A 4,385-nucleotide genomic window follows, 5' to 3' on the forward strand; every position below is an offset into this window, starting at 1 on the left:
TACCATCATTTATGTTCACTTTCTATCTTTTTGATCGTTTCAGAGTCTAATTCAGTAGCTTCTACGATTTTCTCTATAGGAAAGTTCATCTTGAGCAACCGAAGAGCAAATTTTCTCTTCTCTTGCTTAGCCCCTTGTTCAATCCCCTGCTCAATTCCTAGATCAATTCCTTCCTCAATCCCTTCCATTCGAGCGGTAGAGATTACGGCATCATTGATGGCTTTTGATTTATTGATTTTCATAATCATCTCTTTTTCCTCCGATCCTAGACTGTAATAGTCTACTTTTTGTTTGGCTTTTTTTATATAGTCGGGTGCGTTGGCGAGAGTCTCGCCAGTTTTTAGAAAGTGCTGCCAGTGATGGATAGCGCTTTGGCTCTTTCTATTATTATTTTTCAAGCTAAGGAAGCATAGGAGCAACAGTTCTTTTCTATTAGTTCCAAGAAACGGCTGATTTGTCTGCTCGTTTAATAAGCGGAAAAGCTGCAATGCGTCTTGTTTTTGGTCAAATAAGTGAAAGTCCACGATATTGATACCATAGGCAGGGCGCAGGGCGGAAAAATTATTGTCTCGAATAAAATCATTGGTTTCAAGATTGCCAAAGGGGCTGCAAAATGCTTCTGCTAAGTAAAAAATCGAACGTTCGCGAAAGTAAGCATGGGGCTGAATTTGGCATTCGAGCGTCGTGTGACTGCCATCTTCTCCAATGGCCAAGATGTCTACTTCGGTTCGTAAGATATCCATTTCTTCAAAGGCTTTTTTATAGCTGTCAATATGATACGTTTCTTTTGGCGTAAGGGTCTGGAATTCAATACCTAGCAGGTCTTTGACAAAGGCTCTAAGGATAGACGAGGAATCTTCGGAGGTCAATAATTTTTTGAAAAGCAGGTCGTTTGTTGGTAAAAATTTTTGCATTTTTTTCACACCTTTCAGATAGCAAGAATCCATACTGAAAGGCGGTATCTCCTTGTATTATAGCATGGTGATTCAGTGACTATCAAAATTCTTTCACTCTAAGATACGTAAATGAATGGAGATAGCTGCCAGAAAAAACCACGAAACTTACCCCTGCAATCAACCGATCGCAGGGGATATTCTCGATCCCTAAAGAGTATAAGTAAATAGCCTTGGTACCAATGATTCTGGTATCCAGCTTTACGAACTCGCTTTCTCGCCGTTAATTAGGAAATCATTTTTCAAAAAAAGAGTCCGATTACCATTGCATCACGCGAGTCATCCATCAATCGATGCGGCTAAATTTTCGCCAGAATTTCGCCGCATTTTCGATGACAAATCAGTTTTCTAATCACGCGTTAGCGTGATTAGAAAAACTGGCAAAGTCTTCCTTACAATGTCGTCATGGATCTCGTCCGCCCAGCCAATGATTGACGAGGGCGATGACCAATCCCACAAAGAGGGGAGCGAGGACATATCGGATCAGCTCACTCATAAGCATCACCTCCTTTTTCCGTGTGGGAGGATGACGACACGAGTTACCTACGCTTAGTCGCTGTTAAGAAGGAAAGTATTCAGTTAGTTCTTATTAGTTAGATGCGCCTCAAGAAGAGTCGTCGTCGCCGTCTTTTTGCTTGCCCCAGACGCGTGCGATCAATCGTTTGAGGTGCCCGATTTCCTGTTGTGATCGCTGATTCGGGGGCGCGCCGGAATTTTCGGCGAGGCGTTCCTTTTCACGTTCATGGTCCTTTTTCCGCAGGATCGACTTCAAGTCTTTTGCGGGCATGGCAGACTGGACCTGCGCTGGTTCCTCTGCCATAGGAAGTGCTGCTTTTGCCGCTGTTGGGAGTTCGACAGGGTGTTGCTGACCATCAATCGTGTGCTTTTCTCCGATTTGTGGTGATTGTATGATTAATGAAAGAGGGTTATTTCCCGTTTCTGCCGAGTCTCTCAGCTTTTGCGCCAGCATCGTTCCTGTTGGTGTTAATGGTGATTTGGCAGGGGCGGCTGCCTTTGGTTCTTCGGCTGGTTGTTCCTCTGAAGAAGACAGCGCGCGCGGTGTTTCTTCCTCGATCTCTGGTTCTTTTTCTTTATCGAAAACTTCGCGATCATAGGTGGTGACGATCCTGCCTGTGACCACAGTATCAAATAGTTTTACGCCGTCTTTTTCAAAAATATCTAGTTGAGTTAATAGTTCGCAAGCTTCTTTGAGCTGCGGTCCGGGTAGATCGGCATTCACATTTTTATAGGTCCAGTCGTGCTCTTTGCCTAGACCATTGGTGAAGGTCGTGACTAAATCATGGGTCATCTTTTTACTTTCCTTTCTTCTTTTTTCTATGCGTAGGTGGGCTTACTCTCAAGGTTCGTTCGTTTCATCAGGACGAACTTTTGCGATTAAGGAACGGACAAGGGACATGGCTTTTTCGCCAAAGTTACGGACAGGGAATACCTTTGATGACAACGAGCGCCATTCAGGTGCCATGAAATAATCCTTAAAGTAATAAAAGAACCGCTTCATGGTGCGCGTTGCCTTGGTATTCATAAAGATATCGCGGACAAGATCCTTTAGAATGAAGGCAAACTCCTCCGCACCAAGCTGGAACCGTACACGTAATGCCAAGATATATTTGATCGTTAAGCTGCTATTTTGCGTTTGATAATAGTAATTGGTAATGCGTTTTTCTAGTGTTGTTGATTTAAGATTGAACAATTGTCGGCAAGTCAGAGTTTGTTCATTCATAGATTCTTATCCTCCTTTTAGTTAGTAGAGGAAGGCGGGGGTTAGCCGCCCATCCTCACATGCTGCTTAAAATACGATGCGTTCGACAGTTTCGACAAATTTGGCGCTGGTGACTTGATCGAATAACTTGTCACCATTTTTATCGAATAGGTTTAAGAGAGTCAATCGCTCTAAGGTGCCCCGCACCTCATCATTGGATTTGTTGTCGTTGGCATTCGGATAGCTCCACGTTTGGGAACGTCCGTTGCTGGTTTTAAAGATCGCTACTAATTTTTTCATCTACACTTTTCCTCCTATTATTTACTCACTCGTGATTGGCTGGTGATGATTACGCCATCTAACAATGTGCCTTCTGCGTCGAGCTCCTTCATAAGCTGTCCCAGTTTTAGGATCTCTGCTTCGTCTGGGTTATCGACGACATTTTGGAACGTGACTTTCTTTAACTTCTCCACTCCTGGTACTGAGAGCTGCACTTGTAATTTGGTACTTAATTTTTGAATCATTGTAACGCCTCCATGTGTTTGAATTTTTTTGTACCGGCCGGTGACTAAAGAATAGCCGAAAGTCAAAAAATCCACGATGTCCAAAATCGATGGCAGGTGTCCAATTTCGAACTTTTAGGCCTTAGAAACGTTGAGTTACCGTTTTAAACCCCTGTCGAAGGCCATTTTTTTCGGTGAATGCCGTTTGCATTTTTTTCTGATTTATGATCCGTCCAACGCAACGAAATAGGGCACAAAAAAACTGGACGATCACTCGTCCAGTTAGGGAGGAAATATTGTTAACTCCATGATTCCCAAGGGATGTTCTCAGGCTCATCGACCAATTCGTCGTAGTAATGAAGAAAGCGGGCCCGTTGATAGCGCCGATTGACCTCACCGCTCTTAGTGACAAACTGCTGGAGCAGCGGCCGTTTCCTCAAGCTGTTGCCAAAGGAAGTGTTATACAGCTTCAAATAATCCTTAGGAAACTTACCCAATGTAGAAAAATAAAAGGAATCCTGCCGAACCGCCGCCAAGATCGCACAAGCAGCCTCTGCCCGCAGTAAAATATAATACCGCTGAATCGGGACATGCAGCTTCAGCCCATCCACCATCTCGGCGTAAAACAAGATACCAGAAGTGTTGATCTCTTGGATTTTTAACGGATTGATCCAAACCGTATGCTGGACACTCTCCAACGGAAACAAGACAAAGAAAGGGCAGACCCAAGGGAATTTATATTTGCCGAAGCGCCCGATATCCTTTAACACCGAAGACATGATGCTATAATCAGGAAAACAATGCGCAAAGGCAAAGTGGCGCAAGGTATTCAAGGCGCTCTGCGTGTTATAAAAGCAGCCCTTCTCAGTAAATACTAAGACACCCTTTCGATCAGGCAGGGGAATGATACAGTTGATCTCGTGCTTCTCTAATGGATCAAAGGCGATCGCCTCTGCAAGATAGCGCTCCCATAATTGTGACCACTTTCGGTCATCTAACACTTCTAATTGATGCTCGTCATTCATTTGTAACTCCTCCTAACAATAATTATTAAATAATAGTTCCACTCAAATTATACGACGAAAATAAATAGAAAAACGTGCTGTTTTTTGTAAGGCAAACTATGAAAAATCGAAAATCTCTAATAATCTTGTTATAATTTAATCAATAAAAAAAGGAGAAACAATTTCGTTTTTATAACCAAATTGA

General features: G+C 43.0%; 7 protein-coding genes. All 7 read right to left on the reverse strand.

The features are described from left to right. Positions 1-5: 5 nt before the first annotated feature. Positions 6-914, reverse strand: coding sequence for an Rpn family recombination-promoting nuclease/putative transposase (locus A5875_RS21815; protein ID WP_088935871.1), 909 nt, complete (start codon positions 912-914; stop codon positions 6-8). Positions 915-1,356: 442 nt separating this feature from the next. Beyond that, the gene (locus A5875_RS23455) at positions 1,357-1,455 is read right to left on the reverse strand and encodes a type I toxin-antitoxin system Fst family toxin (RefSeq protein ID WP_260455862.1); all 99 of its coding nucleotides are present in this window, start codon (positions 1,453-1,455) and stop codon (positions 1,357-1,359) included. 102 nt (positions 1,456-1,557) lie between these two features. After that, positions 1,558-2,262 (reverse strand): DUF2922 family protein, encoded by a 705-nt coding sequence (locus A5875_RS23935; RefSeq protein WP_176244777.1) that lies wholly within the window; start codon positions 2,260-2,262, stop codon positions 1,558-1,560. 48 nt (positions 2,263-2,310) lie between these two features. Next, the gene (locus A5875_RS21825) at positions 2,311-2,694 is read right to left on the reverse strand and encodes a hypothetical protein (RefSeq protein WP_088935658.1); all 384 of its coding nucleotides are present in this window, start codon (positions 2,692-2,694) and stop codon (positions 2,311-2,313) included. 66 nt (positions 2,695-2,760) lie between these two features. Continuing rightward, positions 2,761-2,973, reverse strand: coding sequence for a DUF2922 family protein (locus A5875_RS21830; protein ID WP_088935659.1), 213 nt, complete (start codon positions 2,971-2,973; stop codon positions 2,761-2,763). 17 nt (positions 2,974-2,990) lie between these two features. Next, entirely contained in the window at positions 2,991-3,197 is a 207-nt protein-coding gene (locus A5875_RS21835) for a hypothetical protein (protein ID WP_088935660.1), read from the reverse strand. Positions 3,198-3,475: 278 nt separating this feature from the next. Further along, positions 3,476-4,201, reverse strand: a complete 726-nt coding sequence (locus tag A5875_RS21840; protein WP_088935661.1) for a hypothetical protein — start codon at positions 4,199-4,201, stop codon at positions 3,476-3,478. Between the last annotated feature and the right edge of the window lie 184 nt (positions 4,202-4,385).

This window comes from Enterococcus sp. 3H8_DIV0648 (genome assembly GCF_002140655.1).
Taxonomy (GTDB): domain Bacteria; phylum Bacillota; class Bacilli; order Lactobacillales; family Enterococcaceae; genus Enterococcus_A; species Enterococcus_A hulanensis.

Coding starts and splice junctions, on each gene's coding strand:
- A5875_RS21815 (WP_088935871.1), bottom strand. CDS start 914: ATGCAAAAATTTTTACCAACAAACGACCTGCTTTTCAAAAAATTATTG.
- A5875_RS23455 (WP_260455862.1), bottom strand. CDS start 1,455: ATGCTTATGAGTGAGCTGATCCGATATGTCCTCGCTCCCCTCTTTGTG.
- A5875_RS23935 (WP_176244777.1), bottom strand. CDS start 2,262: ATGACCCATGATTTAGTCACGACCTTCACCAATGGTCTAGGCAAAGAG.
- A5875_RS21825 (WP_088935658.1), bottom strand. CDS start 2,694: ATGAATGAACAAACTCTGACTTGCCGACAATTGTTCAATCTTAAATCA.
- A5875_RS21830 (WP_088935659.1), bottom strand. CDS start 2,973: ATGAAAAAATTAGTAGCGATCTTTAAAACCAGCAACGGACGTTCCCAA.
- A5875_RS21835 (WP_088935660.1), bottom strand. CDS start 3,197: ATGATTCAAAAATTAAGTACCAAATTACAAGTGCAGCTCTCAGTACCA.
- A5875_RS21840 (WP_088935661.1), bottom strand. CDS start 4,201: ATGAATGACGAGCATCAATTAGAAGTGTTAGATGACCGAAAGTGGTCA.